The sequence below is a fragment of the Moorena sp. SIO3I6 genome (assembly GCF_010672095.1).
Map to the genome: position 1 here is coordinate 1 of NZ_JAAHHU010000091.1, position 26488 is coordinate 26488.

Annotated in this window: 23 protein-coding genes and 1 pseudogene; 11 read left to right on the forward strand and 13 right to left on the reverse strand. The window is 43.0% G+C overall.

All coding sequences use genetic code 11. The annotated features are described in order from the left end of the window. The first annotated feature begins 244 nt into the window (after positions 1–244). Positions 245–397: a hypothetical protein gene (locus F6K49_RS23010; RefSeq protein WP_293026035.1), complete on the forward strand. Its 153-nt coding sequence runs from the start codon at positions 245–247 to the stop codon at positions 395–397. Here the strand turns inward: F6K49_RS23010 and F6K49_RS23015 are convergent. Further along, positions 366–857: a GUN4 domain-containing protein gene (locus F6K49_RS23015; protein WP_293026037.1), complete on the reverse strand. Its 492-nt coding sequence runs from the start codon at positions 855–857 to the stop codon at positions 366–368. The genes F6K49_RS23010 and F6K49_RS23015 overlap by 32 nt on opposite strands. Before the next feature lie 627 nt (positions 858–1484). Here F6K49_RS23015 and F6K49_RS23020 point away from each other — a divergent pair. Continuing rightward, positions 1485–2234 (forward strand): exosortase, PEP-CTERM interaction domain protein, encoded by a 750-nt coding sequence (locus F6K49_RS23020; protein WP_293026039.1) that lies wholly within the window; start codon positions 1485–1487, stop codon positions 2232–2234. A gap of 64 nt (positions 2235–2298) precedes the next feature. Here the strand turns inward: F6K49_RS23020 and F6K49_RS23025 are convergent, their stop codons facing one another. Further along, positions 2299–2547: a hypothetical protein gene (locus F6K49_RS23025; RefSeq protein WP_293100422.1), complete on the reverse strand. Its 249-nt coding sequence runs from the start codon at positions 2545–2547 to the stop codon at positions 2299–2301. A 266-nt stretch (positions 2548–2813) separates the two neighbouring features. On the opposite strand from F6K49_RS23025, the gene F6K49_RS23030 reads away from it, so the two are divergent. After that, positions 2814–3062 carry a hypothetical protein gene (locus tag F6K49_RS23030; RefSeq protein ID WP_293026043.1) on the forward strand — a complete coding sequence of 83 codons (249 nt, stop codon included), beginning with the start codon at positions 2814–2816 and terminating at the stop codon, positions 3060–3062. 128 nt (positions 3063–3190) lie between these two features. Here the strand turns inward: F6K49_RS23030 and F6K49_RS23035 are convergent, their stop codons facing one another. After that, positions 3191–4099, reverse strand: a complete 909-nt coding sequence (locus tag F6K49_RS23035) for an Rpn family recombination-promoting nuclease/putative transposase (RefSeq protein WP_293026045.1) — start codon at positions 4097–4099, stop codon at positions 3191–3193. Between the two features lie 157 nt (positions 4100–4256). On the opposite strand from F6K49_RS23035, the gene F6K49_RS23040 reads away from it, so the two are divergent. Then, positions 4257–4403, forward strand: a complete 147-nt coding sequence (locus tag F6K49_RS23040) for a hypothetical protein (protein ID WP_293026047.1) — start codon at positions 4257–4259, stop codon at positions 4401–4403. A 518-nt stretch (positions 4404–4921) separates the two neighbouring features. Here F6K49_RS23040 and dusA read toward each other — a convergent pair. From dusA to F6K49_RS23055, 3 genes are all read right to left on the reverse strand, one after another. Then, the gene (gene dusA, locus F6K49_RS23045; protein WP_293026051.1) at positions 4922–5944 is read right to left on the reverse strand and encodes a tRNA dihydrouridine(20/20a) synthase DusA; all 1023 of its coding nucleotides are present in this window, start codon (positions 5942–5944) and stop codon (positions 4922–4924) included. A gap of 151 nt (positions 5945–6095) precedes the next feature. After that, positions 6096–7583 (reverse strand): 2-succinylbenzoate--CoA ligase, encoded by a 1488-nt coding sequence (locus F6K49_RS23050; RefSeq protein ID WP_293026053.1) that lies wholly within the window; start codon positions 7581–7583, stop codon positions 6096–6098. A 290-nt stretch (positions 7584–7873) separates the two neighbouring features. Further along, positions 7874–8806, reverse strand: coding sequence for an o-succinylbenzoate synthase (locus tag F6K49_RS23055; RefSeq protein ID WP_293100425.1), 933 nt, complete (start codon positions 8804–8806; stop codon positions 7874–7876). A 118-nt stretch (positions 8807–8924) separates the two neighbouring features. Here F6K49_RS23055 and F6K49_RS23060 point away from each other — a divergent pair, with 118 nt between their 5' ends. Next, complete coding sequence (locus F6K49_RS23060) at positions 8925–9065, forward strand: hypothetical protein (protein ID WP_293100428.1); 141 nt, start codon at positions 8925–8927, stop codon at positions 9063–9065. Here F6K49_RS23060 and ubiE read toward each other — a convergent pair. Further along, a complete protein-coding gene (ubiE, locus tag F6K49_RS23065; protein ID WP_293100431.1) occupies positions 9002–9700 on the reverse strand; it encodes a bifunctional demethylmenaquinone methyltransferase/2-methoxy-6-polyprenyl-1,4-benzoquinol methylase UbiE in 699 nt (232 codons plus the stop codon). The two genes, F6K49_RS23060 and ubiE, sit on opposite strands and share 64 nt — an antisense overlap. 17 nt (positions 9701–9717) lie before the next feature. After that, positions 9718–10629 (reverse strand): 2-carboxy-1,4-naphthoquinone phytyltransferase, encoded by a 912-nt coding sequence (menA, locus tag F6K49_RS23070; protein ID WP_293100434.1) that lies wholly within the window; start codon positions 10627–10629, stop codon positions 9718–9720. A 429-nt stretch (positions 10630–11058) separates the two neighbouring features. On the opposite strand from menA, the gene F6K49_RS23075 reads away from it, so the two are divergent. Then, positions 11059–12150 carry a methyltransferase dimerization domain-containing protein gene (locus tag F6K49_RS23075; RefSeq protein WP_293100438.1) on the forward strand — a complete coding sequence of 364 codons (1092 nt, stop codon included), beginning with the start codon at positions 11059–11061 and terminating at the stop codon, positions 12148–12150. A 380-nt stretch (positions 12151–12530) separates the two neighbouring features. Here F6K49_RS23075 and F6K49_RS23080 read toward each other — a convergent pair whose 3' ends face one another. Further along, entirely contained in the window at positions 12531–12665 is a 135-nt protein-coding gene (locus tag F6K49_RS23080; RefSeq protein ID WP_293026065.1) for a hypothetical protein, read from the reverse strand. Between the two features lie 37 nt (positions 12666–12702). On the opposite strand from F6K49_RS23080, the gene F6K49_RS23085 reads away from it, so the two are divergent. From F6K49_RS23085 to menD, 3 genes and pseudogenes are all read left to right on the forward strand, one after another. Then, a complete protein-coding gene (locus F6K49_RS23085; RefSeq protein ID WP_293026067.1) occupies positions 12703–14151 on the forward strand; it encodes an isochorismate synthase in 1449 nt (482 codons plus the stop codon). A gap of 82 nt (positions 14152–14233) precedes the next feature. After that, a complete protein-coding gene (menH, locus tag F6K49_RS23090) occupies positions 14234–15019 on the forward strand; it encodes a 2-succinyl-6-hydroxy-2,4-cyclohexadiene-1-carboxylate synthase (protein ID WP_293026069.1) in 786 nt (261 codons plus the stop codon). A 106-nt stretch (positions 15020–15125) separates the two neighbouring features. Next, a pseudogene (gene menD / locus F6K49_RS53525) lies at positions 15126–16208 on the forward strand (2-succinyl-5-enolpyruvyl-6-hydroxy-3-cyclohexene-1-carboxylic-acid synthase); the annotation flags it as partial. Here the strand turns inward: menD and F6K49_RS53530 are convergent. Both F6K49_RS53530 and F6K49_RS23100 read right to left on the reverse strand, forming a co-directional pair. Then, the gene (locus tag F6K49_RS53530; RefSeq protein WP_366514217.1) at positions 16193–16576 is read right to left on the reverse strand and encodes a pentapeptide repeat-containing protein; all 384 of its coding nucleotides are present in this window, start codon (positions 16574–16576) and stop codon (positions 16193–16195) included. The pseudogene menD and the gene F6K49_RS53530 sit on opposite strands and share 16 nt — an antisense overlap. A 677-nt stretch (positions 16577–17253) precedes the next feature. Then, complete coding sequence (locus tag F6K49_RS23100; RefSeq protein ID WP_293100443.1) at positions 17254–18210, reverse strand: PleD family two-component system response regulator; 957 nt, start codon at positions 18208–18210, stop codon at positions 17254–17256. Between the two features lie 382 nt (positions 18211–18592). Between F6K49_RS23100 and mfd the strand changes: the two genes are divergently transcribed. Both mfd and F6K49_RS23110 read left to right on the forward strand, forming a co-directional pair. Continuing rightward, positions 18593–22366, forward strand: coding sequence for a transcription-repair coupling factor (mfd, locus tag F6K49_RS23105; RefSeq protein ID WP_293100446.1), 3774 nt, complete (start codon positions 18593–18595; stop codon positions 22364–22366). A gap of 830 nt (positions 22367–23196) precedes the next feature. Continuing rightward, on the forward strand, positions 23197–23553 hold the full coding sequence (locus tag F6K49_RS23110; RefSeq protein WP_293026077.1) for a Mo-dependent nitrogenase C-terminal domain-containing protein: 357 nt from the start codon (positions 23197–23199) through the stop codon (positions 23551–23553). A 484-nt stretch (positions 23554–24037) separates the two neighbouring features. Here the strand turns inward: F6K49_RS23110 and F6K49_RS23115 are convergent, their stop codons facing one another. Next, entirely contained in the window at positions 24038–24754 is a 717-nt protein-coding gene (locus F6K49_RS23115; protein WP_293047431.1) for a heme oxygenase (biliverdin-producing), read from the reverse strand. Between the two features lie 470 nt (positions 24755–25224). Continuing rightward, positions 25225–26184, reverse strand: coding sequence for a glycosyltransferase family 2 protein (locus tag F6K49_RS23120; protein ID WP_293047429.1), 960 nt, complete (start codon positions 26182–26184; stop codon positions 25225–25227). Positions 26185–26488: the final 304 nt, after the last annotated feature.

Below are 26488 nucleotides of genomic sequence, written 5' to 3' on the forward strand. Positions count from 1 at the left end.
GGTGAACCTGGCCTGAAAACTCTCTGGCGAGGGCAAACGACCTTCTACCATTTGTTTGAAGGTTCACAACTTGCTTCTACATCCTAGTCTCTATCACCGTTTCGACTACTTTTGCCTAATGGATAGCCTTTTTTAAGGGGGGCTGGGGGGGATCATAATCTTGCGGAAAACTTTGAAAACACGCCCTAGGGAAGAAAGAAGAGGAAAGTTGGACGTGGGAAAAAATTCTGTTTAGCTCATTACTATGAGGATTGCTATAGTCGATTCCCGATTCCCGATTCCCGATTCCCGATTCCCGACTCCCGATTCCCGATTCCCGATTCCCGATTCCCGACTCCCGATTCCCGATTCCCGACTCCCTCGTTCTATAAAAAACATTCATCACATCTATTTTTAATAGTTGCTGCCCAACCAATAGGGGATTCTTCGGCATAAAATATAGCAGCGGGCAAGTGACCTTTAGGAGCGTCTAAACTAAAGGTTAAGTGAGAATAAGAATGCCAAGAATCGGCATCACCTTTGCGCCATCCTACTAGATCGGCGAATTGATTATAATCTTGACTAACTTGCTGCCACAGTTGAGACTGTACTCTAAATCCAAAATGACCTTGACTATAGTGCTCCCAAAGCTGATTAAGTGTTAGCAAATCGTCGCAGGGAAACTGTAGTAGGTCTGATTCTCTGAGATAATTCAACCCTTGAAGCCATTCTTGGTCTTTTTTACTAGCGTTTTGCTGTTGTCTAAGGGTTTTAGCTATGGATAATACAATTTTTTGGGTTTCCACATCAGCAGCTTTCCAATGCACTTCCATCAATAAGGTCTTAAGGTTTGTGTAGTCTATTTTTAGATTAGTCATAAGTTTAAGGAGTAGGGAGTAGGGAGTAGGGAGTAGGGAGTAGGGAGTAGGGAGTGGGGAGTAGGGAATCGGGAATCGGGAGTCGGGAGTCGGGAGTCGGGAATAGTAGGAAATAAAACCTAGGATTTTTTGATGTTATGATAACTCAGAATTGGGTTTCATGATCTAATTTAAAACTGGATCTAGTAATAAAATTACCAAATTACCCACACTTTCCACCCTCCGCACACTTCCCCTTGAATTTTCAATATTTTGATTTTTTTTAAAGTTTAATTTTATTTTTGATAAAAAAAAAAAGCGAATCAATCAAATAGCAACGCATAACTTTATATATCGTTTTGTTAGATGCAAATATCTTAATATTTAGCAATATTAATACTTATTAATTACACAAATTTGCCCCCGATTCCCGATTCCCGATTCCCGACTCCCGACTCCCGATTCCCTTTACTAAACATTTACATAATTCAGAGTTTAATGAATTTTCCTTAAATGTTCTAAAGCTTGCTGGATTTATATATAAAATACCCCTGGCAATAAAAATCAGCCATCACCTTGAAATAGATAACTACAGTTGTAAGCTATCAGCTAATGCTTACTTTAAAACTTTACTGAGAGAAAATAATCATGACTAGTAAACTAGCGATCGCATTGATCGCAATTAGCGTTTTCGATCTTTCCGCAAAAGGGGTTAGTGCTGCGTCGATTACCCCGATCAACCTTGACGATCTTACCCTGGGAGCAACCATCACAGGACCAGTGGGTCCGACAGTAGATGCATCCCTGATCAATGGTGACGGAAACAGCCTGGGGGACTTGACCAGTAGCGTTTCTTGTCCTGTTGGTTTTCTAACTTGTGTGCCGCCCCAAAATCCAGCGGGAACCATCTACACTTATATACACAAAGTTACCCCTGGTGTAGACTTTCCTAACGATCCCCCCTTCCCTCAACCGGATGGTTTACTTCGGTTTGATGATGTCAATCAGTTCGGGTTGGAGTTCAAAGCTGAAGGCTTTACAGGAGTTGCGGGCTATAGCTTTGGGGAAGCGAAGCAGGCACTGGGTTCGAGTGGGGAGTTTTCCATAAAGCTTGATCAAGATGGCAGTCTAGTTTGGAGTGTTGTCGGTGGATCAGATTGGAGTACTAATTCCGACACTCCAGAAACCATCTCCTTCTTTTGGCAAACCACACAACCCCCCATTGGTCCATTTGGGAGGTTCACGGCTAAGAATGATACCCAATCCGGGACAGGTAATGGTCCACTGCCTCTGGCAGTGCCAGTGCCTGAACCGATGTCGTCTCAGGGTCTACTGGCTCTGGGCTTTCTGGGCTTAGGATTAGTGGTTAAGAGAAGTATCGGTTCTAGTCTGTTTTAAGGGAACTAGGGAGTAGGGAGTAGGGAGTAGGGAGTCGGGAGGGTGGGAAGTTGCTAGTGGTGGGTTAGGGATGGGTTTGCTTTTGAGCCTCTTCGCGCTTGCAACAGCCGGTCCCGTAACGCACCACCCATCCGAATAGTTTTTGACGTTGCGTCAGTCTTTGAATGAATAGGAGTAGAGTGGGCATCCTGCCCGCGCGAAAATAAGCATGAAACTGGCAAGATGCCAGTTCTACACAAGATGCCAGTTCTACGCAAGATGCCAGTTCCACGCCTGATGCCCATTCTACGGCAAGATGCCTATTCCACCTCACTCTTAAAATCATTCCATTATTAAGCAACGCCTAGTTTTTGGTGTTATGATCAAGCCATGGGATCCGGCCAAAAATTCCTATAGCAATTCTCTTTCCCATGAGGTACAAAGTGATCCCCCGTTGGTCCCCCTTTTTAAGGGGGACTTTGACCTTGATAAGCGTACCTCATAAATGCAATAAACGCTATATATATTCTTGCTAATTTTGGAGATAGAGAAATGCTTTGTATTCCTATCCAACATTAGCTTTTAAACCAGGAGAGAGCAATGCTTCAAAGTTATGAAGCTATTATCGAAAATGGTCAACTTCAATGGTTAACAGATGCACCAAAAGTATCCAAAGCTCGTGTAATTGTGACAATTCTTTCGGATAGTGAACCAAAAGTATTGCGCCGGACTCCCTCAGCTTCCATTGCCGGTAAAGGTAGAACTTTGGGAGATTTGGTCACTTCCCTCGTTGAGGAAGAGGATTGGGATGGAATTATCAATTGGAGATCAAAAGATTTTACTAAATAGCTTGTAGGGTGGGCAAAAACCGTTTAGTTCTTTTGATAATTCTAGATCCTATAATTTTCCCACCCTACTTAATAGGCAAAAACTTTTGACTTCTGACTTCTAACTTCTGACTTGCGCGTAGCGCTATATCATTGGTTATTCCGCAACCAATTCGACAAATCTACGGAGCTGGTAAAATCTGCCATAGCAACTCCTAAACCTTCTAATTGTTCTAGAGATAATTGTTGAATTCCTTCTAGAATTTCTGAGGGTATTGCACCAAGTTTACCTTCCAGTTGACGGGATATCAGTCCCTGCATTAATAATCTCCCTTCTTCCCGGCCTTGTTCGAGAGCTTGACGAATTTCACCTTTGCGGTCTTCCATAAATACTTCTCGTTTGTGTAATTCCTCCAAGTCTTTTCTACTCATATTCGCTTGATTAGCTATGGTTAGCGCCTGAGCAATTTCCGGGATTTCTGATAAGGTATCGGGAATTGCTTCTAAATTTGGGGCTTCCTTCATAAAATATATCCATTTCTCCGATGCCGTTTCTAAGTGTTCTAAAGACCGGGAAAATTTCGGCAGTTCCACAAACACCATGGTTAGGTGTTCGTTTCGGTAGATAAAGTTTTTTTGCTCTTCTTTAAATACAAAACGAGTTAGGTATCGGTCGGTTTCCTCAAACATGGTGAAGTCGGTAATCGTTAAAGCAATCACCGGCTTACGTTTAGAAGACCTTTCCCCAGATTTTAATTGATTGCCATAGGTTTTGGCGAGATTATAGATTACTCGTTCATCAAAAACCGGGACATTTAACACTTGCATTTCAATAATTACCGTGGAGCCGTCATTTAGAATCGCCTTGACATCCAGGTAGGTATCCTTTAATTCCGTAGTATAGCCAGCATTGTATGGGTCAATGATATCTAAATTATTTATCCTAGATTCTCCTTGATATATCAAAGCATTTAGAAAGCTGATCAGAACTTCTTTACTCTCAGAGGAACCAAAGATTTTCTTAAAAGCAAAGTCGGTTTTGGGGCTGATAAATCTCATGGTTAATTATTTATTATTTATAGGTGGGTGGCCTTTGAAATATAAAATCTGACTCAGATCATAATTTTGTCCCTAAATCCGCTAATACTACTATTAATGTTATGATTATTATATACTATAATAGTACAAATATACTTAATGCTATAAAATCGGATATATGGCAATAAAAAACCTTCAGCTATCAGCGGTCAGCTATCAGCCGTCAGCTATAGCAATCCGTGTAGGAATTGATAGAATTCTGATCCGAAGTTCCCTACTCCCTGTTCCCTGTTCCCTGTTCCCTTTGCTCAAACCATTTGTTTAATCTGAGTAAAGTCACACGCAGCCTGTGCCACAAAGCTGACCGCTGACCGCTGACCGCTGACCGCTGACCGCTGACCGCTGACCGCTGATAGCTGACCGCTGACCGCTGTATGCTTACCAAAAAAAGGGGTCTAAAGCCCCGTCCTTCGTTCGACGGCTTTTTTTAAAAAACAATGCCCTTGATAATGTGTACCAGGTGTGCTATTATAAAAGCATAAACAATAGACTTTTAAACTAAATAGATACTATCTAACCATAAGTAGGCAACGTGAAAAATATGTCTCAGATACATATTGCGTAATTTGGTCTAACGACTTAAACGTCTATGAAAAATTTAGATAAAAAAAGTATCTATTTAAGTAAATTTTGAAAAGGTACGGTGGGGCACACCGAAACCTAGGTCATAGACCAAATACGCTTGTGGAGAGGAGACCTCTATTTTTCCTGGCTCCGGCCTGGTTAAACAAGTCACCCCGTTGAAGCAAGAATCCCCGTCCTTCCAGGGCGGGGAGTGTCAACCTAAGGAATTTTAGCTAAAGCTTCGCGAACGACATCAGAACCAACACCAACCAAGCAGGAATTTTCAGTTAGATGACGTTTCCAAGCTCTACTACCTGGTTGCCCTGCAAATAATTGCAGCATATGTCTGGTAATTTTGTTAAGCTTAAAACCCTTGGCTACCCAGTGATCAATATAGGAAAACATAGCTTCGACAACCTGATGGCGAGTTGGGGGTATAAATCTATCGCTATAGATATCACAATCAGCTTTGGCAAACAGATAGGGATTGTCGTAAGCTGCACGCCCAATCATTACCCCATCGACATACTGCCGTTGTTCTTGCACTTGTTCAAGACTAGTGAATCCACCATTAATTTCCACGAATAAGTCAGGTAACTCCTGCTTGAGACGATGGACGTCACTGTAACGTAAGGGTGGGACGTTGCGATTCTCTTTTGGACTCAAACCCTGTAGCCAAGCCTTGCGAGCATGTACAGTAAAATGCTGACAACCGGCATCTGAGACAATGCGAACAAAATTAGCCATGTCTTCATAGCGGTCAAGGTGATCAATACCGATACGGTGCTTGACAGTAACGGGTATGTTCACTACTTTAACCATTGCCTCTACACAGCGTGCTACCTGTTCAGGCTGCGCCATCAAACAAGCTCCAAAATTGCCATTTTGCACTCGACTACTGGGACAACCAACGTTGAGATTAATCTGGTCATAGTCCATAGCTTCAGCAATTCGGGCGCATTCAGCTAAGTCACTGGGAGTGTCACCACCAACTTGTAAGACTAGGGGTTTCTCTTGTGGGGAAAAGCCTAGCAAGCGTTTGCGATCGCCATGAAGAATTGCTGCACTGGTGACCATTTCGGTGTAGAGTAATGTCCGTCGTGTAATCTGGCGCATGAAATAGCGATAGTGGCGGTCAGTGCGATCCATCATTGGCGCAATACTTAAGGGATAACCGCTACTAATAATTTTGGATTCAGTTGGAAGTGATTCGGGTGAAATAGCTGTACTCGGAGCAGTCATGGGTTGAGGCAGTTACTTAGGGAGCAGGGAGCAGGGAGCAGGGAGCAGGGAAGTCGGAAGTGGAAAAACAATCCTGTGTACCTGATAGTTATGCAAACCGCCGTATCCCCAGCCTAGCAATTTAGATTGACCTAATTGATTTCGTTGAGTTTCAATTACTTAAACAATCACGCGCGATAACTTTCACTTGCTGATAATTCAATTTTCCTTGACCATTGCGCGGTAAAGATTCTACCGCCACCCAATCCTTAGGACACTTGAATTTACTCAAATTCCCCTCTACCTTTTGTTGCACCATCGCAACAGAAACCTGATCGGAACTAGGCACAAAAACAGCGGTTACCACTTGACCCCAATAGTCATCGGGTAAGCCAATCACACAAACATCACTGACGAGCCCTGTGCCACGAATTACCTGTTCTACCTCAGCGGGAAACACATTTTCACCACCGGTAATAATTTTGTTACTGCGACGGCCAACAGTATATAAGTAACCCTGTTGATCGAAATAGCCTAAATCGTCCGATTGTAGCGTTTGGAGTCTGTTGGGAAATTTACTTACCTCAGACTCTAGGGCAAGATTTTTGCTAGGGCTATAGTAGCCATGGAATAAGGACTTTGCTTCAATAGTAATCACACCAGTTTGATTAGCCTTGAGAATTTCTCCATTACCATTGCGAATGGTCACCTTAGCATGGGGTAACACCTGACCACAACTATTGTTACCACTGTTACCACTGAGGAAATCCTCAGGTTTAAGGGTGACTACACCAGAAGCGGTTTCGGTCATGCCATAGGTAAGAGCTAAAGGAATATGATACTGTTTTGCTTGTGTTAATAGGGATTCCCAAGCCGGAGCACCGCCTAACAAGACTGTCCGAAAGCGGGATAACCAGTCAGCCGCATCTTGGTTGATGAGCTTGGCTAGTTGAGTCGGTACCAGAGAGATAAAAAATTCTTTGGGATCAATGTCTCGTCCTTCCCCAGCTTTCAAGGCTTTGAAGGGCAAAATTACCATACGTCCGCCTGTAGTAAGCGATCGCATAAACTGCATCAAACCACTGACATGATAAAGAGGCAAGACACAAAAGGAATTCACTGGCTTGTTCCCAAAATACTGATGAAACCCTGCTACTGATGCCATTAAGGTTTCCCAAGTGTGAATCGCAAAGCGGATTTTGCCAGATGAGCCCCCTGTAGGAATCATAATGAGTGCTGAGGGCGGATTATTGATTATTGAATATTGATTATTGAGTGTTGAGTGTTTATTATTGAGTGTTGATGGCTCAATGATACTGGCTAATTCTCCGATAATTAGATCGGGATGGATTTGGTTAAGGACTTGTTGCCATTCTGGTTTTACCCAGTAGGGATTCCCTAAGAATACATGACAATTACTGGAAACAGCAGCTAGGAAAGCGGCGATAAATTTAAGAGGACTTTGCTCTACTAAAAGAATTTTCGGTGCTTTTTCCTGGGAAAGTTGGGAGAATTGCTGACAGTATTGCTCAATGAGTTGGTTAAGTTGCTGACTGTCATAGCCAATCAGCCATTGTTCACCAGAACGTTGTTGGACATAGCTTAGGGGCTGCTGGACGTATGAATCTTGCCGATATTTGCTCTTTAAAGCTTCAACCATCTAACCAAATAACCTTAACACCCAATAACTTTAAACATTCCAACCTTCAATCATCTAACCAAATAACCCAATAACCAAATAACCCAATAACCTAAAAACCCAATAACCTAAAAACCATCAAACCTTCAACCATCAAACCTTCAACCATCAAACCTTCAACCATCAAACCTTCAACCATCAAACCTTCAACCATCAAACCTTCAACCATCAAACCTTCAACCATCAAACCTTCAACCATCAAACCTTCAACATTCCAACCTTCAACATTCCAACCTTCAACATTCCAACCTTCAACCTTCATTAAACCAATGGTTGACACCAAAACCTACAGCGCGCTTGAAGTCAGAGAGTTCTGCTGCTAGCTGGAGAACCGCTTGTTGACCAATGGTAGTTTCCAAGGCGGATGAAAAAACGGTATCAATCGGATAGGTGTCGCAAAACTGCCGTAGTCGTTTCCGAGAACCTGCGATCGCAGCTTTAATCACAAAAATTCCTCGCCATCCCCGCTGGTAACACTGTTCAAGTTGGTCAAGGGTTGCCACAGATTCATCCAATGCGATCGCAGTGGAATAGTTGTGGCTCATCTCCAACATCACATCGAACTGCTCTGGAGGTAGGGGCTGTTCGATAAACTCAACCGCTCCAATGGTGTCACATACCATCAGCCACTGCTCAGCTTCTTGTTTAGTCAATCCCCCATTGGCATCCAAACGCAATTGGCCAGAAGCAGGTATTGCTTCAACCAACTCCTGAACTATCTTGACTTCATCCTCAATCGGAGCAATACCAATTTTCCATTTAAAGCTTCGGTATCCCTGATTCCAGGGAGCTTCCCAGGACTGTTTTGCTGCGTCATAACTCGGCAACAAGTAACTGTAGTGTTGTTTGCTTGGTTCAAAGTCCTTTGTAGAAAGTCCTTTGCCCATCACTAGCTCCCAAGCCGATTCAAACCCAAATTGACAGCAAGGGAGTTCAGCAGGAATGGCGAAAATCTCCTCTGTAGTAATCTCCTGAGGTAATTGCTCGCAAAAATTAAAGGCTTGTTCCAGAGTTTCCGAACCAAACCAAGGGATAGGAGCAATTTCACCCCAGCCAATGTTCCCTATTTCATCACTAAGGCTAAGAATGATACCTTCTCTGACTGTCCATTGGCCATGACTGGTAGACAACGGATGTTTAAAGGGACGCTGGTATGGGTGAAACTTGAACTGATAGTTGGTCATTTATTACAGCGGTTTGCAATTGGGTGAGGTACAAATTCCTGGGTTTTAGGGAACAGGGAACAGCTAACAGGGAACAGGTAAGAGGGAATAGGTAAAAAATCCTGTGTACCTAATAGTTATGAAAAACGCTGTAATTGCTAATTGCTATTGCGCTGCATCCCGATTCCCGATTCCCGATTCCCGATTCCCGATTCCCTATTCAACACTTCTAGGTTTAGTTAATACCAATACTCCTAAGGTTCCGCCAACAATCGGGTAGTGAGTTGCACGAAAACCTACTTGCCGTGCTAAAGATTCTTGCTCCGGACCACGGGGGAATCGCTGTACACTCGGCCAGATATAGGCATACTCTTCCTCAAGTCCTTGATCACGGGCTAGGGGAACAACAATAGTTTCCATATACCACTGTTGAAACTGTCGAAACAGAGCCTGAGACGGTAAGTGAAAGTCAAGAATTGCTGCTTTAGCCCCTGGTTTAAGAATACGGTAAATTTCCTTTAGGCTCTTGGGGATATCTACGACATTACGTAATCCATATCCCATAGTTGCTCCGTCAAAGGTATTGTCAGCAAATGGTAAATCTAAAACATCCGCCTCTACCCAGTCAATCTGTGGTTCAGAGGATTTTTGTTTTGCGATCGCTAACATCTGGGGAGCAAAATCTACTCCATACACCTTTCCTAGAGTGCCTACTCTCTCGGCTAATAGTCGAGTCAGGTCTCCACTGCCACAACACAGGTCAACACAGGTATCTCCTGGCTTAGGCTCAGCCCATTTAACCGTCATCAGCTTCCAAATTCGATGCTGACCCCAACTGATCCAGTCATTAAGCTGGTCATAGTTAGAAGAGATGTTATCAAAAATTCCCTGAATCTCCTGGGATTGGTTTGACATGATTCGTTCAATTAAGGTTAATTAAGGTTAATTACGAAACCGACACCCAACAAGAGTCCACTCCAAAAATGTAGCGCTACGGCAATAAACTTACAATTACTCACCTTTTCCGGTTGGTTGTGATGAGCGTTAACATGGCGGCAAAGCTTGATAGCAAAAGGCAATCCTACCAAACTGAGTAATGTCGATATGGGGAATAGCCCCATGATCACAAACCCAGCAGTAGCAGCAAATAGGCTACCACAAATCCAGGGCAACAGTTTAGCACCCCTTTTGGTGCCAAGGCGAACAATAGGCGATCGCTTCCCAGCTGCTATATCATCCTTTACTTGGTGAAAATGGGAGCAAAATAGAATTAACATAGTCGCCAGACCCACAATTATCGATGCCGCCAGGTTAGTGACAGACCAACTCTGGGTTTGACTGTAGTAGGCAGCTGACATGCCTAACGGACCAAAGCTCAAAAAGACCAGAATCTCTCCTAGACCTTGGTAGCCCAGGCGAAAGGGAGGTCCTTGGTACATATAGCCAAGGCTGCAGCATAGGAGTACTAACGCCATCACTGTTAAGTCTTGCTGCCACCAGCAGATCAGTAGCATACCAAGGATACCCAGTCCTAAACACAGGTTCCCTAGCCAAAAAATTAACGATTTGTTTCCCGTCAGGTTGACTATCGAGTGAGCTTTGTTTTTATCAATCCCAGTCTCAGAGTCAAACACATCGTTACTCAGATTCTCCCAAGCCAGAATCAGAATCGAAGCACTGACAAATGTCAAAAATATCGTCCAATTGAAGTGATTGGTCTCAAACCATGCCACAGCAGCTGCCACCCAAACATACATAATTGCCACGCTATACATGGGGGGCTTGATTGCTGCTAGCCACAATTTCCGTTTGGAGTTAGGAGCTTTAATTGTGTTTGTTGTCATAATAGTCACGGAATATGAATGCAAGTCGTGCTAGGCTCACCGTCAAACCATCAACCAATACTGCTGGGACTCTTCAAGCCTTGGGTAAATGGTCTTCAACGGTGTTAAGGGGCAGCAATAGCAGAATACCATTAATCCCAATCAAGGTCGTGAATTGATAATACGTCAATTTATGTAAATTATATTGACAAAATCTTAACTAAAGTGATAAAAAAACTACTATTACTATAGGACTTACGCAAAACTGAACCCCAAACTCTATAAGTAGTAGGGTGCGTTAATAACGCACCCTGTAAGTCTTGTAATCAATCCTAAAAAGTATGACTAAAAAGTATGACCAGTAATGTAAGAGTGCTAGAAAGGGATACTCTAGAGATCAAGTCGAAACAGCCAAGATTTGGACTGCAATCTAAATTGGTAGGCTTAGCCTTGGCAATCAAAAAGTATTTCCCAGAAACTATCAATACCTTAAGCAAAGTTATTGGTAATCGAATCAGACTCTTAGAAAGAGCAGAAATGCTGGCAGATGCCACCAGTTTCCAACGCACTGCAATTATTATGTCAGCTGTGAAACTTGGTGTTTTTGATTATCTGCACAAGCATCCCGGAGTTTCTGCTAATTTAGTAGCCAGGGATTTGAATCTTAATTTGATATCAACTGAGCGATTGCTGAGGGTTTTGGAGAGTCTTGGTTATCTCAAAATTAGCCAAAATAATCATAATCAAGGTTTTGGCTATGTTAATACCCAAATGACTAAGAATTACTTAGTTATAGAAAGTCCAAGTTATTTGGGAGATTATTACAATCTAGTCTCTCAGACATGGTCATCCTGGTTATCATTAAACTTAACTATCCAAACCGGCAGCTCAAATCAGCAGATGGATTTGTTTAATGGTAATGATGAAACCCTTTATGAGTACTATGCATTTGCTAACGAATATCTGAAAGAACCCTCCCGAGAATTGTTCACTAAAATTCCTCTTGATCAGGTTAAGAGAATTATTACTGGCGAAGTGGGTATTACCTTTATATGCAAGCTACTGGAACGCAAGCCTGATGTAGACTTTGTGCTGGCAGGCTTGGAAAATCAAATTGATTTTTTAGATCGACTTTTAAGCAAGTATCCTTTACCTAAATCTCCGGAAGAGATTATTATATCTGCCGAAGGAAACGCTTTGTCTGACCAGTGGGGTGCTAAAGAAGAATATGATATTGTCTTCTTATTTAGAAAATTGTCGTACAGCGATTATGGTAGCCAGTTTATAAAAAAATCTTTTCAGGTTTTAAGACCAAAGGGTATGGTGATTATCCTAGAACCTAGCACTGACAGTTTGGTTCCTTCACCATCATTTTTGCCAGAATTAGAAATAATGGATTTATTGATTGGCGGAGTTAAAGCTCCCTCTCTTTACTCTACCGATAAAATTGTTAACCTCTTAAGAGAAGTAGGCTTCATCAAAACTGAAGTGGTGTCTACCCAAAAGGGCAGCTTTTTATTTGTAGTAGGTTGGAAAAATTAATCAGGGATTATCTATACTGGTATCCCCTTGATTTCCGTCTTGACTAGTGACCCAATAAATGATTAGTCATCCAAAGCAAAATTTTTACTACCAAAACTAGGGCTCATCATTAAAATTAAAAGAATGATGCTGAGCAATTCTAGAGTAAGGGCAATAAAAATTCAACCAAAATGTGATAGCGATGCAGCGCGGTCTTGGGGGTTCCCCCCATGAGCGACTGCATCAAGAATAGAGCAAGGATTATAACCATAGTAAGCCTTGAGCATCAAAATTCTTGCAATATTTTGTCAATAGTTACGATAATACTGCCTATTTATTGATTTTTGCCCTTACCCTGCTTTTCTTAATTGCCAAACATGCTGATAATTGATCATTAGTAACTATAAAGTCTGTGAATTAAATAAGTTATGTAAATACAAGTTAAGAAATATGTAGTAAAGAGCGATCGCGTAGCGTGACCATTCGCGTAGCGTGGCCCAAAGGCCAAGGTCAATCGCGTTTGTGTTGTCGTTCATTGAGGTAAACACTCCTGTAATTCAAGAAAGCCTATATATGTCAGTCATTCCCTGCCCTGCTAAGCTGTTTCATGAGCATAAAGAGTTACATCAGTTTCTACTAGCTTGCCAGAAAAAATCTCAAAAACAAGGTATTGCCAAAATTGCCAGTATTTCTCAAGAAATTCCTCCCCTCGACCCACTGGCGGTTTTTCAGGCAATTCGGGATAGAGCCGCTCCTTTTGCCGCCACCCCCGAGCCCCTACACTTCTATTTTGAAAATAGAAGTAATCAAGAATCAATTGTTGCTATTGATGCGGCTGTTGACCTTAATTTAGCTGGTGAGCAACGGTTCTATAAAGCGCAAAAATTTATCGACTCATGTCTAGCTAACACCATAATTAGTGGTGAAATACAGCAGCGATTGGCTGGACCTCATTTCTTCTGTAGCTTTACGTTTTTTGGTGATCAGCTTAATAGTAACCACCCTTTCCCATCTGCCACTATTTTTCTACCTCGTTGGCAAATTTCACTTTGTCAAAGCCGATGTGTAGTAGTGGCTAATCTTGAAATCAACTCTCAAGTTAATCTGGATTGGCTGGTCGAAAGCCTAGGTCGGCAGTTCAATCTAATCAGCTCTTCTGGTCGTCTGCTCTACTGTTTTACTGGTAAGGCTAACCATCATCAATTTCTCAAGCAAGATTCAAAAAAAGCCAAAGACTTCAAGTTATCGGTTTCATCAGCCTTAAAATCTATCCAAGCCAATCAATTTAGCAAAATTGTCCTTTCCCAAGCCGTGGATGTGGTCTCACCAATACCCTTTAGTCTGGTGGATTCTCTGGACAATTTGCGCCATAACTATCCAGATTGCTATATTTTTTCCATCAGTAACGGCAAAGGCAAAAACTTTATTGGCGCTAGTCCTGAACGTCTGATTAGTATTTACGACCATCAGTTAGAGACGGATGCTTTAGCAGGGTCTGCTCCACGAGGTAAAACCCCAGCTGAAGATGCGGATTTGGCGAACCAATTACTTAGTAGTGAAAAAGAGAGACGTGAACATAACGCAGTGAGTGAATTTATTATCCAACGTCTTTGTCAACTGGGTTTGGAACTGGATTTTTCGCCATCTCCCCAACTGCTGAAACTCTCGAATATTCAGCATTTATGGACTCCGATTAAAGCAGCATTACCAGCTGATGTCAATCCCCTAGATATTATAGCGAAATTGCATCCTACTCCAGCAGTGGCTGGTGTTCCTACCAAAATTGCTTGTGAGCAAATCCGACACTACGAAACCTTTGACCGTTCTCTTTATGCTGCTCCCCTCGGATGGATAGATTATCAAGGTAATAGTGAATTTATCGTTGGGATTCGGTCTGCTTTGATAGCAGGTAATCACGCTCGACTCTACGCTGGTGCTGGAATTGTTGCTGGCTCTGATCCCAATAAAGAACTCGCGGAAATTAACCTGAAGCTAATGGTGCTTCTTAAAGCCTTAGTTTAACCCTGTGTTCATTGGTGGTTGCTGTTGGATAATCAGTTACAATAATTTAGCTATTATGAATTATAACAATTAGTTTTGATAAATGGGATATCAATTTAACTATGAGTTAAGAGGAAACCGAGAGCAACCACGGATTCTTTTTTGCCATGGATTCATGGGTAGCAGCCAGGAATTTGATGAAGCAATATCATTACTCTGTGAGGAATTTTGTTGTCTAGCTGTTGATTTACCTGGTCATGGTAAAACCAAAGTTTTAGGTGGGGATGAGTGCTACACCATGCCAAACACTGCTCACGCCTTAAAGAACTTACTAGAGCAGTTAAACTTTGAACCATGTTTTTTAGTTGGCTATTCTATGGGAGGTCGATTAGCTCTCTACATGACCCTTCATTTCCCCCAATGTTTTAGTAAAGTACTACTCGAATCAGCATCTCCAGGGCTAAAGACTGAAGAAGAACAATTAAAGCGTCGTCAACGAGATTGGCAAATTGCCGAAAAATTGGAAACTGGGGATTTATTGACCTTCTTATCAAATTGGTACAATCAGCCTCTGTTCAGCTCCCTCAAGCAGCACCCTAACTTTGAACAGATGATCAAGATTCGACAACAAAATAACCCTCTGGAATTAGCTAAATCTCTGCGTCATATGAGTACAGGATGCCAACCATCTCTGTGGGAATCACTCCAACATAATCAAGTTCCTTTGCTTTTGCTAGTCGGAGACTATGATCATAAATTTAAATCGATTAACTCAGAAATAGTAACACGTTGTACAGAAGCTAAGTTAAACGTCATTGCTGATTGTGGACATAACATCCATTTTGAGAACGTCAATGAATTTGTTAAAAATGTCAGAGATTTTTTTTAGGGAGTAGGGATTAGCGATTAGGAATTAGGGTAGTCAACCGTCAACTGTCAACAAAACCGAATCAACATTTAAAATAATCAAATAAAATGTTGATTAACCTAATTGAATGCCTATTGATTTTCGCAACACCAATAGCCTCTGGGCTTCCATACTGGTAGAAACCCTACAGCGCTTGGGATTGACCACAGCAATCATCTGTCCAGGGTCACGCTCAACCCCTCTAACTGTTGCGTTTGCTCAACACCCACAGATCGAGGCGATTCCAGTTCTAGATGAACGTTCAGCCAGCTTTTTCGCCTTAGGCATTGCTCGACAATCGGGAAAACCAGTTGTACTGGTTTGTACCTCTGGCACGGCTGGGGCTAATTTCTATCCCGCTGTGATTGAAGCCAGAGAAAGCCGAGTGCCACTATTGGTATTGACTGCTGACCGTCCCCCAGAACTCCAAGATTGTCATTCCGGACAAACCATTGACCAAATCAAATTATACGGCAACTATCCCAACTGGCAAAGTACCCTAGCGGTACCTCAAGCTGATATCAGTATGCTCCGTTATCTACGGCAAACCGTAGTTCATGCTTGGGAGCGAGCCTCCTTTGGCAGCACTCCACTAACACATTTTCCTACCCCTGGTCCAGTACACTTAAATCTACCTTTCCGTGACCCTCTCCCACCTATTCCCGACACAACCACTAACCCATTAAAATCCCAATTACAACCAGAAGAATTCTTCGCTCACTGTCAAGAGCAAGCTGTAACTGACAACCTGCAACCTACAACTTATAACCTGGAACCTGCAACCGGTAAAATCCTAGAACAGTGGCAAGAATCCCAGGAAGGAATTATTATCGCTGGTCCAGCTCAACCCCAAAATCCCAAAGACTATTGTAATGCGATCGCATCCTTGTCCAAAACCTTAAGATGGCCTGTATTAGCAGAAGGGCTCTCACCGGTAAGAAACTATTGCGACCTCAACCGAGATCTAATTTCCACCTATGACTTGATCCTGCGTAATCCACGATTAGCGCAACAGCTAAAACCCACAATGGTTATTCACATCGGTGAACTACCGATTAGCAAAGAACTGCGTGCTTGGTTGGATAAATGTCAACCGCGACGTTGGGTGATTGACCCTAGCCACCACAACCTCGACCCCCTCCATGGCACAACAACTCATCTGCGCATGAGTGTAGAACAACTGGGGATATGGGTAAAGGAGTTGAAGGTTGAAAGGTTGAAGGTTGACGGTTCACCACCGTTGAAGGTTGAAAGGTTGAAGGTTGACGGTTCACCACCGTTGAAGGTTGAAAGGTTGAAGGTTGTTCGCGTTCGCGCAGCGTCGCCTACGGCGAAAGCGTGGCCTTTTGGCCAAGGTTCACCACCGTTGAAGGTTGACGGTTCTAACCTGCAACCAGATAACCTGCAACCAGATAACCTGCAACCAGATAACCTGCAACCTACAACCAATACCAACCTGCAACCAGATAACCTGCAACCAGATAACCTGCAACCAGATAACCTGCAACCAGATAACCTGCAACCTGCAACCAATACCAACCTGCAACCTGCAACCCAACCTTACCTACAAAAGTGGTGTGAGGCTGAAGCGAAGGTCAGGGCAAAGGTTGATCAAACAATGACTAAAATGAGTCAGTTGTTTGAAGGCAAAGCTGCTTGGTTACTGTCCCAATGTCTACCACCGGAAACACCTCTATTTATTGCTAACAGCATGCCAGTCAGAGATGTGGAGTTCTTTTGGAAACCTGGTAACACCAGGATTCGACCTTGGTTTAATCGGGGCGCTAATGGGATTGATGGTACCTTATCAACAGCTTTAGGTATTGCTCATCGTAATCAAAGCAGTGTGATGCTAACGGGTGACTTAGCATTTTTGCATGACACCAATGGTTTCCTAATTAAAAACAAGTTTGTTGGTCATTTAACCATTATCTTAATTAATAACAATGGTGGTGGCATTTTCGAGATGTTGCCCATTGCCAAATTTGACCCACCCTTTGAAGAATTCTTTGCCACACCCCAAGATGTCAATTTTTATCAGTTGTGTCTGAGTTATGGAGTAGAGCACCAGCTGATTCAATCATGGCAGCAGCTGAAGCAACGTTTAAAACCACTTCCTAGCCAAGGCATTAGAGTGTTAGAATTGCCCACTGACCGTAGAAAAGATGCTAGTTGGCGTCAAGATTATTTTCATTATAATTACTACTGATTTGTTTTTAATAACTAACATTAACCATGCGATTTCTTCCGGAAACTTTTGCATGATATAGCGCTTTATCAGCCTCGGATAATAAATTATATGGGGAGGATTTTCCTGTGGTAATAGTACTGGCACACCCTAGGCTGACGGTAACAATGTCACTCACCAGAGAACCAGAATGAGGGATCGCCTTTTTGTAGAGTTTAGTTTCAATGGTTTCTGCTACCTGAATAGCGCCTTGTATATCAGTACTCGGCAACATTACCACAAATTCCTCACCCCCATAGCGAGCCACCATATCCGCTGGACGCTTTGCTGCTTGATCAAGGATTTGAGCAACTTGTTTAAGACACTCATCTCCTGATTGGTGTCCATAAGTGTCATTGTAAAGCTTAAAAAAATCAATGTCACACAAAACTAAAGATAATGGCTTTTCTTCCCGTGCCAGTCGAGACCATTCGTTGTTCAAATATTCGTCAAAGGCTCGGCGGTTGGCAACTTGGGTTAAGCCATCGATAGTAGCCAGGCGTTCCAACTCTTTATTGGCGATTTTTAACTGTTTCATTGTCCAACTTGATTCAATCAAACGATGTACTCTTCGTCGCAAAACTGCCCAGTTAATTGGCTTAGTTATATAATCGGTTGCACCGGCTTCAAACGCTCGTTCTACAGATTCCTCATCATGGAGGGCTGTAATCATTAGTATAGGAGGACATTCGGAACCAAAGTTATCCTTCAATTTAGCACAGCAGGTAAACCCATCAATTATGGGCATTCTGGCATCTAAAAGCACAATGTCTGGCAATTGCTGCTCACAGATATTCAGACATTGCTCACCGTTGCTAGCTTCAATGACTTTATATCCTTCCTTTGTCAAGCTACGACGTAGCACCAAGCGCATGATCTTCTCATCATCAACCACGAGAACCTGAGGAGTTTTATTCTTAAAGTTATTCAAGTCAGTATTATCCATTATTGCTGCTTGAGTCAGTCATGTATTTCTGAACGGTAGCTCTTTGTTATTTTGTCTAGAAATTAAGGGGAATTTTGCTCGGCAATATCTGTTTAATCTAACCTAGGAAAATTAAATCTTCTAAAGATTAGTCTTCCGATCAAGTCGTCACCCCTGAAACTGTTATAGCCGAATCCTTTACCTAAACAGGATTTTGGCTTATTCAATATCAATTAATCTAGACCGACGGACTTGGAAACACTCCTGCATCCAGTGGTAAGGCCACTAATGAGATAAGTTAACCTATTCAACAACAGTCAATTTTTCCCAGGCAGTGCTATTCCTAGTAAAATGAGAGAAACAGCTATCCTGGAAGCCCTATTGTCAAGTACCCACTGAACTAATGGCACTTTCCTCGATCATTCGGACACTAGAGCACTCCCCTCTCACCAGTGAACTACTCACGAAACTAAATCGCCAACAGTATCTATCTCTGAATGGTATTCCCCGTTTGCCAAAGGGATTAGTAGCATCAGCCCTGGCCAAGGCAGACCAACGCCTCCTATTCGTAGTCTGTAGCACCCTAGAAGAAGCAAGTCGCTGGGCAACCCAACTGGAAGCCATGGGTTGGGATACAGTCCACTTATACCCCACCTCAGAAGCATCACCCTATGAACCCTTTGACCCAGAGTCGGAAATGACCTGGGGACAAATGCAAGTATTGGCAGATTTGGTCGAAAGCCTGAAGGTTGACAGGTTGCCAGTTGAAAGTTCTGACTTACAACCTTCGTTGGTTCAACCTTCAACTGATCGGATGGCTATTGTTGCCACTCAAGCAGCACTCCAACCCCACTTGCCCCCTGTCGATGCCTTTAAGCCCTACTGCCTTACCCTTAACCAGGGCATGACTTGGGATGGGAAAAACCTTGATAAAAAGTTAGCACAGCTGGGTTATGAACGGGTTCCCCTAGTGGAAACAGAAGGTCAGTGGAGTCGGCGCGGTGATATTGTAGATGTTTTCCCCGTAGCTTTAGAATTGCCAGTGCGGCTGGAATGGTTCGGGGATGAGTTAGAGCAGTTGCGGGAGTTTGACCCCGCAACCCAGCGTTCCCTGGATAAAATTGACGGCATCGTGCTGACCCCCACGGATTTTGGTCACATTATTAGCCAAGTGCTGAGAACCTCAAAGGCTGAACTAATCCAATCTTATCTCTCACCTCAGGAGCAAGAATCTTTCGAGGGAGGTCAGTCTTTAGAGGGTAGCCGCCGTTTCTTGGGTATTGCCTTTGACCAGCCAGCCTCTCTACTAGATTACCTGCCAGAAAATACTTTAATTGTCATTGATGAACCAGAACAGTGTGCTGCCCATTGCGATCGCTGGGTGGAACATGCCCAAGAACAATTAGAGGAACTGAATCATTCCCTGCCCTGTCTCCATCGTTATTTTGATCATGTTCTAGAGTTGAAGGTTAACCAGTTCCAGGTTGAAGATTCAAACCTTGGCCTTTCGGCCACGCTACGCGAACAACCTACTAACCTTCAACCTACTAACCTTCCACCTACTAACCTTCAACCTACTAACCTTCAACCTACTAACCTTCAACCTACTAACCTTCCACCTACTAACCTTCAACCTAATAACCTTCAACCTACTAACCTTCAACCTAATAACCTTCAACCTACTAACCTTCCACCAATCCTGTATTTGTCAGAATTGGTGGAAGAAACTAGCCAAAATGCCGTTAATCTGGCTAGCCGCTCTGTACCAGTAACACCCCACCAGTTTGCCAAACTAGCGGAAGTACTGCGAGAGCAAAGCGATCGCCGTTTCTCTATTTGGCTGGTTTCTGCCCAACCTAGTCGTTCTGTTGCCCTGCTCCAAGAACATGATTGTCCGGCCCAGTTTGTCCCCAACCCTCGGGATTACCCAGCTATTGAGAAATTAAATCTCCAGAGGACAGCGGTAGCAGTCAAGTATTCGGGCTTAGCAGAACTAGAGGGATTTATCCTCCCTACTTACCGGATCGTGGTGGTAACAGACCGGGAGTTCTTTGGGCAGCATACCTTGGCAACTCCCAGTTATATCCGTAAGCGCCGCCGTGCTGCCTCCCAACAGGTTGACCCCAATAAGCTACGTCCAGGGGATTATGTGGTTCACAAGAATCATGGGATCGGTCAGTTCCTCAAGCTGGAAAAATTAAGCATAAATAATGAAACTCGCGAGTATTTGGTGATCAAGTACGCTGATGGTTTGCTCCGGGTGGCAGCGGATCAGTTGGGGGTACTATCTCGGTTTCGACATACAGGTACCGGTTTGCCTCAACTCCACAAGATGTCCGGTAAAACCTGGGAGAAAACCAAAAATCGTGTCCGTAAAAGTATTAAGAAAGTAGCGGTGGATTTGCTGAAGCTCTATGCCCAGCGAGCACAGCAGTCCGGTTATTGCTTTCCACCGGATTCCCCTTGGCAGCAAGAATTAGAAGATTCTTTCCCCTACCAACCTACTCCTGACCAACTCAAGGCGATACAGGATGTGAAACGGGATTTAGAAAGCGATCGCCCTATGGATCGGTTAGTTTGTGGGGATGTGGGGTTTGGTAAAACAGAAGTGGCAATTCGGGCTATTTTTAAAGCTGTCACCTCTGACAAGCAAGTAGCTTTTCTTGCCCCGACCACTATCCTTACTCAGCAGCATTATCATACCATCAAAGAACGGTTTTCTCCCTACCCGATCAATGTCGGTCTACTCAACCGCTTTCGTACCCCTCAGGAAAAGCGTGATATTCTTCAACGCCTTAAAACTGGGGAGTTAGATGTGGTAGTAGGTACCCATCAGTTACTGGGGAAGAGTGTAACGTTTCGAGAGTTAGGGCTGCTGGTGATAGATGAAGAACAACGGTTTGGTGTCAACCAGAAGGAAAAAATTAAATCTTTCAAAACTCAGGTAGATGTATTGACCCTTAGCGCTACTCCCATTCCCCGTACCCTCTATATGTCCTTATCGGGGGTACGAGAAATGAGTTTAATTACTACACCACCCCCCTTACGGCGTCCCATTAAAACCCACTTATCTCCCTATAAACCAGAAGCTGTCCGCACCGCCATTCGTATGGAACTTGACCGAGGTGGTCAGGTATTCTATGTCGTACCTCGGGTTGAAGGGATTGAAGAAGTTGCTGCGGAACTCAGGGAAATGATCCTTGAGGCCAGAATCGCCATTGCTCACGGTCAGCTCGACCCAGCCGAATTAGAGTCAATTATGCTCACCTTTAGCAACGGTGAGGCAGATATCCTAGTGTGTACTACGATTATTGAATCTGGGCTCGATATTCCTAGAGTCAACACCATTTTGATCGAAGATGCTCACAAATTTGGTCTTGCCCAACTGTACCAATTGCGAGGAAGAGTAGGTCGGGCGGGGATTCAAGCCCACGCTTGGTTACTTTATCCGAACCAGAAGGTACTCTCAGAAGCAGCCAAAAAACGTTTACGAGCAATTCAGGAGTTCACTCAACTCGGGTCAGGTTATCTGTTAGCCACCAGGGATATGGAAATTCGAGGGGTGGGGAATCTCCTAGGTGTAGAACAATCCGGTCAAATGGAAGCCATTGGCTTTGACCTCTACATGGAAATGCTGCAAGAAGCGATCAAGGAAATTCAAGGGCAAGAAATTCCTCAAGTAGATGATACCCAGATTGACCTTCAGATCACAGCCTTTATTCCCGCTGACTATATTCCAGATTTAGACCAAAAAATCAGTGCTTATCGAGCAGTAGCTGCAGCAGGGTCCCAGAAAGAGTTAGCACAGATCGCAGCAGCTTGGAGCGATCGCTATGGTCCAATTCCCTCCGTGGCAGAGCAATTACTGCGGGTGATGGAACTAAAACAGTTAGGGAAGTCTTTGGGATTTGCCCGAATTCGACCTGAGGGTAAACAACACATTATCCTAGAAACCCCCATGGAGGAACCAGCCTGGAAGTTACTCCAAGAGAACCTGCCCCAACATTTGCGATCGCGTTTTGTCTATTCTCCTGGTAAAGTTACAGTTCGTGGTCTAGGTCTAGTCAAGACCAACAAACAGCTAGAGAGCCTGATTGAATGGTTAGGTAAGATGCAAGGGGCACTGCCAGAACCTACTGTGGTTGGGTTACCCCAATCCCCAATCCCTAATTCCTAATTCCTGATGCCTAATCAGTAATTGGTAACTGACAAATGGCTAATTTATAGCATAACTTCCGTTGACTGTTGCTTGTGAACAGTCAACAGTCAACAATCAACAGTCAACCAATTAATTTTATCAAAAGTTCATAGTTTTATTGGTGTTTCTTCTTTTAACCTTTACCAAACCTTTCCCTTGTATTTTTATGCTTGAAATAAGGTAAGCTGTTAGCTTTTTAATAGTGAAAAAACCATTAAAAAGCTAGATTTATTATAGTTTTTATCTGAAAGCTTACCTAATAAGTTAAGTGGTAACAATTGAGCTCATGTCCGGTTGTTTTGGTAGTGTTCATCGTTGATTATCTTTTTGGTAATAGGTAATAGCTCGGGAGTAATCCCAATTACCAATTACCAATTACCAATTACCAATTACAAAAGCGTCAGCTGTCAGCCGTCAGCTGTCAGCCGTTGGCCTTAGGCCAATGGCTGATAGCTGAATGCTTACACAAAAGCTTTACAATACCTAGACTCCCGGACATGCTATGAATTATAACTATATAAATTTTTATAAATTACCGCCAATATGGCAATACAGCTCAATAGTAATCGTGTTTGATTACTTGATGTCTACCTACTTAACTAGAACTCTGTAAAACTGAGATCTTGCACCATTTTCATTAATCGTAGGGTGGGCAGTGCCTACCAACGAGCTTTGCAAGCTTCATTATCTGTCTAGTGCACTGCCCACCCTACATGAACTACATGAACTTAACTAGAACTCTGTAAAAGCTATTCCACCGGAATACCTTAGCTGAGGACTTTATTGACTAATTTTAGAGGTGTATAGCCATGTTCAGAACCAACAAGCACAGTACCAATCCACTCCTCTCAGAGGTAGCTGATCTCAATAGCAGTCTCACTCCGCCTGAGCCACTGCCCAAAAAACGTGTTGATTTACTCAAACCTGTGCGCCGATGGCTGGATCACATAGAAATTACAGATCAAACCCTAGCTAGATTCCTGTCCAAAATTATTCCTGGTCAATGTCCCTTTGAGCGGGATTTAAAACTTTTCGGTCACTTAGTACTACACATCCCTCCCCTATGTAAGCTCAACCCTCTCTACGAGCAATTAGCTAGCCTGCGTTTCCGCGCCCTCTGTTACCTAGTGGATCAGTGTGGGGAGGATATTGAATTTTACGCTTGAGAGGGGTAAAATACCCCTTGCTACTGATCCTGAGCAAGGGGCTTCTAAGTTTAAAGGAGACTGCTGGTTAGACGCCTTTCGACCGCGAACAGGTCTTATATCATGTCAGGATAATTACCTTCTCTGTTTCGGCTAGTATTCACACTTGTGAATGACCTAAACCAAAAAAAAGGCTTACTCCACAGCAGAAAAGCTTTGTTTGACGTATTCCGCCTTCTATTCTAAACAGAGAGGCTATGAATTTCAATATGATCAGTTATATTTATGTTAATTATTTTTTAAATTTTGCAACATTAGATTGCCAATTAGTAGTTAGTAATCAAAACGCAACCATTCAGCCTAGGGCAGCTGAATGCTTACCTCAAAACTACTAACTACTAATCACTAATCAATCACAGGAGATAAGAGCTAATCGCCTTAATTTCTAGTTAAGGCGATTAGTCGCCACCGATCTTTGGTGGTAATCCCAGTTTGTGCAATAAGCTTACTCAGCTGTAGCTAGTTCTGTGCTACCACGAACGCGACGACGGGTAAGGGTGTTGTATAGCATTATACCAATGGCTTTAATCAGGTTACCCTCCAGTTCCTGGAACATCTTCATATTCATGCCAAACGCGGCATTAGCTTCTTCCACAATCCGATCCGCTGTGGCATCATCAATGGGTAGCTCATCCATGGCTTGGCGATAGTTGGCCTTGAATCCCTTCTCATCAGGGATTTGTTTGAATTCATAAAAAGCAGTACCTTGCCCATCTGATAAGTTCATCCCGCGCTGGGCAATCTTTTTGAGAATTTGTCCGCCAGATAAGTCCCCTAGATAGCGGGTGTAGGAGTGAGCAACCAATAGTTCTGGTTGCTTCTCAGAGATATCTTTAATTCTTTGCACATACTCTTTAGCCGCCACTGAAGGGACTACTTTCTCTTGCCAGTTAGAACCGAAGTAATAGCATAGGTCTTGCTCTAGGGTCTTTTTCCGATTGAGCTCTTGGAAGTAGATTTTTGAAAGAATCGGGTGTTCCCGATGGCGCTCCATCTCCTCTTCCATGGCGGAATAGACGAAGTAAAGGTTGGATACTAATTTACGGTAGGAGGTTTTTTCAACGGTTCCTTTCAAAAAGCACTTGACAAAACCCACATTCTCTGCCATGGTGTGGGATTTTTTTGTGCCTTCACGCAACTTGGTGGCTAAATTGGTACTCATTATTTATTTTTGTTCCTAAAGTTGACGGTATTTGTATTACTACTTACAGACAAGCGAATATCTTTCCAAATTCTTAGAGTAAACTGATTTAATTAAAAATGTTGTTAAGAATTCTTACGTAAACCCGAGATCCTACCTCCCCCACCCTGAGAGAGCCAGTTCATAGATCGTGAAACTGATCAGTTTAGCAACGGTTTGATCACTACAGAGAGGGGAGGGGAGAAGTTGTACCCTAGATTCAAAGGCTCAACTGTCGTAACCATCCAAAAAACTCTAGAAACTAGCAAGACACCAGAAGTCTTTAAGTAATAATACTTAGGCAGTCTCGTGAAAGGCGGTGTGACCCCAGTGAGGTTCCAACGCCCACGGGAACGGGCACCAAGAGAGTGGAAATTTGGTTAAGCATCGTGAGGCTGCCAATGCCTTGGCAGTTTGATCAGATTTTTTCTAGCCCGGAATTCCCAGAGAGTCTATGCCTTGAATTGACGCAACACACTAAACGCCTGAGAACGCCACCCTTCTGGCAATAGGGACAGCACCAAAGCAACCCAAGCTTTTGAGGGAGAGCAAGCTTTTCCTGACCAAACTAGTTCACGTCCCTTTGATGTTTGTCCAATTTCAATCAGGCGCAATCCTAGTAGTAGCTTAGTTTCCGTCAGGCGCGATCGCCTAACTGTCTCCAACATTTCTGACTCAAACTTATAACTTTCTAGATAACGCAGTTTATCCTTTAAATAGGGAATTGCTCGACTAATCCCTTGCTGTTGGGCATGGAATCGATATTCCATTAACAATTCGGGTAAATAATAGGCTTTCTTTCCCGCCATAGCCAGCCGAACGAATAAATCATTATCTTCACAATTTTGGATATTAGGACGCATAAAATCTACGTCTTTCAACGCCTGCATCCGAAACAACGTAGCGCCAATTTGAAAGCTCTGCTGAATAAAAACAACCTCAATTAAATTATCAACAATGCCTTGGATTAACTTAGTTCTTAACCACCTCTGAGAGTTTAATTTTGTAGCTGATTCATCCCTAGTATTATTAATATTAATAACCCAATGATCTGTCCCGACAAAATCAATACTATGGTCTGGTTCTAGGATAGCCGTTGTTTTGGCTAAAAATTCAGGTGTCAGCCGGTCATCATCATCAAATTTAATAAAATATTCCCCCAATGCGGCATCAAATCCAGAGCGCATATTATTACTTTTGCCAATATTGTTGGGGTGACGGATGTAGTTAATTCGGCTATCCTGATATTGGGACATTAACTTAGGAGTTTCATCAGTTGAACCATCATCACAGATAATTAATTCCCAGTCTTGATAGGTTTGTTTAATAACACTGTCAATCGCATAAGGAAGTAAATTTACGCGATTGAATGTAGGAATGCACACACTAACTTTGGGGACTCGCTGAATCATTGTATTGTTGGATATGAAACTATCAAGCAACTCAATTCATTGGTTCGTTGACATGAAATAATCCTATCGGCTGCCTGATATCAAGTCCGGTTACAACGCACTAGATATGACTTATAGCAATGTCTTGATGCAGTCGCTCATGGGGGGAACCCCCTTTGGCGGCGCTGCATCGCTTTATTACCTAACCTGAAGATATGATGAAAATTCTCATGCTATCTGCCACCTTTCCTTATCCCCCCACTAGGGGAGGAACTCAGGTACGGACATTTAATTTACTAAAACATCTTAAGTTAAGTCATGATAT